Here is a 2,261-nt window from a genome sequence, read left to right as displayed (position 1 = left end):
GCCTGTGGGTCGACGCAGGCGGGGCGGTCGTGGCCGTCGAGCACGGGCGCGGCCTGCGCCGGGGCGCCGAGCGACGCCGCGGCCAGTGCGAGGGGTGCCGCGAGCATCAGGGAGCGAAGCTTCATGGGGTGGCCTTTCTCGTCCGACACGACGCCCGGTCAGGCAKCGACCCCAGCGACTGTAGGCACACGACGGTAACGGCGGAGCCGGGACGGGTAAAGAACCGTTCAGGAAGTGCCGAGCGAAGGCCTCGGACGAGCCGGTCAGGACTGCCCGTCGCCGCCGGACTTGCCTCCGTCGCCGCCGTCCTGCGGGTCGCGCAGGCCGTCGTAGATCTCCTTGCAGACCGGGCACACGGGGAACTTCTGCGGGTCGCGGCCCGGGACCCAGATCTTGCCGCAGAGCGCCACGACGGGCTCGCCGGACAGGGCGCTCTCGAGGATCTTCTCCTTGCGCACGTAGTGCGAGAAGCGCTCGTGGTCACCCGGCTCCTGGAGCTCCTCGCGGACCTCCTCGCGCTCGATCGTGGCCGTGCTCGTGCCCCGCAGCGGCTCGGGCTCGAACGGGTCGGGAGGCATCGTGCTCATGCCGGCAGTCTACGGCTGGGGTCGAGCGGCCGGAACGACGTCGGCTTCCCGGTCCCTGAAGTCGTTTCGCCGGCTCGTTCCGGCCGGTCGAACCGTGGGCGGCGCGGCGAGCAGGCGTCGGCCTGCAGGGTAGGACCCCCACGACGTCGGGAGCGCGCCGGCTCGACCACTGAGGAGCACGGCCTCGACTCCTCCCGCGGGAGCGGTCGGGTGGGGCTCGAGCCCGATGCGGCGCAGGGTCTGGCGGGCGACCGCGACCGGGGAGTCGTGGATCGTCACGTCGCGGCCCAGGGCGCCGACGATGCGGTCGACGACGAGCCCGTAGTGGGTGCAGCCGAGCACGAGGGAGCGCACTCCCGAGGGGGTCCGCGACACGGCATACGCGATGCACTCGTCGATGCTCGCGCGGTCCCCGGACTCGATGGCCTCGGCGAGGCCGAGCGCCGCCACGGGATACGTCTCGACATCGGCGGCGAAGGCGTCGACGAGGCCACGGAGGTAGTCGCTCGACGTCGTCGCCGCGGTCGACCAGATGGCGACCGGCCCACCTGCTGCGGCCGCCGGGCGGATGGCCGGGACGGTGCCGATGACGGGCACGTCCGGCTCCAGCTCGGCACGTAGGACGCCGAGCCCGTGGACCGAGGCGGTGTTGCACGCGACGACGATGGCGGCAGGTTCGTACGGGAGGGTGGCGCGCGCCGAGGCGAGGATGAGCCGCTGCACCTCGTCCGGGGTGCGCGGCCCGTAGGGCATGTTGTCCGGGTCGAGCGAGAGGACGAGACCGAGGTCGGGGCGCAGCGTGTGGAGGGCGTCGGCATACCCCAGGAGCCCGAGTCCGCTGTCGACGAAGGCAATTCGCCTCGTCGACCTCGGCATCTCGGGAGACTCCGTCGTCGCAGGCCGCACGAGCTCTGGCACGCCCACGTCAGTTCATCGACGGGTCGTCGGGGAAGTTCGCGACGTACGCGAGGCTGTCGCGCTGGCGCCGGAGCACCTCACGCCACAGGGCCTCGGGGTCGGGCGTGAAGGCGTCACGCACCTCGGCGTCGACGACGTACCAGTCGCCCCCCAGCACCTCGTTCTCGAGCTGGCCCGCCTCCCAACCGGAGTAGCCGGCGAAGATCCGCAGACCCGCGAGCTCCGCGGCGACCACCGGGGTCGGCACGTCGAGGTCGACGAGCCCGATAGAGCCGAAGAGCCGCTTGACCCCGAGCGGCTCCGGCTTGTCGCCCGGCACCGTGACGAGGCCCAGCGCCGACGACGTCGACACCGGACCGCCCTGGAAGAGCACGTGCGGAGCCGTGACGACACGCTGCCACCCGGGCAGCACCGAGTCCACCTCGGCGGACAGCGGCTTGTTGAGAACGACGCCCTGAGCGCCGTCGTCGTCGTGGTGGAGCATGAGGATGACGGATCGATGGAACACGTCGCCCCCGACGGACGGCGTCGCCACGAGGAGGCGGCCGGTGTGGAACGTCGAGCTCACGGGCCCAGCCTTCCACACCGGCGACCGCTCAGAAGCGAGCGCCGCGGCGGCCGCCGCGCTCGTCGTCGCCCCAGCGGGAGACGAGGCCGTCCCCACGGTCAGTGCGGTCACCACGTCGGTCGTCCCGGCGGTCGTCGCGACCGTGGTGCGGGCGCGAGCCGCCACGCTGGCCCTGGCGCGGGCCGCGT

4 protein-coding genes are annotated in these 2,261 nt (G+C 72.8%); 1 reads left to right on the top strand and 3 read right to left on the bottom strand.

The window, feature by feature from the left end; genetic code table 11:
* Positions 1-263: 263 nt before the first annotated feature.
* The 3 genes from AC1DP0_RS21055 to AC1DP0_RS21045 are packed head-to-tail and all read right to left on the bottom strand — an operon-like array spanning position 264 to position 2,073.
* Positions 264-587, bottom strand: coding sequence for a DUF3039 domain-containing protein (locus AC1DP0_RS21055; RefSeq protein ID WP_478088379.1), 324 nt, complete (start codon positions 585-587; stop codon positions 264-266).
* A 9-nt stretch (positions 588-596) separates the two neighbouring features.
* On the bottom strand, positions 597-1,463 hold the full coding sequence (locus tag AC1DP0_RS21050; protein ID WP_478088377.1) for a glutamate racemase: 867 nt from the start codon (positions 1,461-1,463) through the stop codon (positions 597-599).
* 49 nt (positions 1,464-1,512) lie between these two features.
* A complete protein-coding gene (locus tag AC1DP0_RS21045) occupies positions 1,513-2,073 on the bottom strand; it encodes a YqgE/AlgH family protein (RefSeq protein ID WP_478088374.1) in 561 nt (186 codons plus the stop codon).
* Between AC1DP0_RS21045 and AC1DP0_RS21040 the strand changes: the two genes are divergently transcribed.
* Positions 2,054-2,261: hypothetical protein (locus AC1DP0_RS21040; protein ID WP_478088371.1), on the top strand; the 208-nt coding region annotated here is incomplete at its 3' end. The genes AC1DP0_RS21045 and AC1DP0_RS21040 overlap by 20 nt on opposite strands.

This window comes from Terrabacter sp. P5_B1, assembly GCF_056400505.1.
The sequence above is the reverse complement of the archived record's forward strand: the minus strand, read 5'-3'. Positions and strand labels throughout refer to the sequence as shown.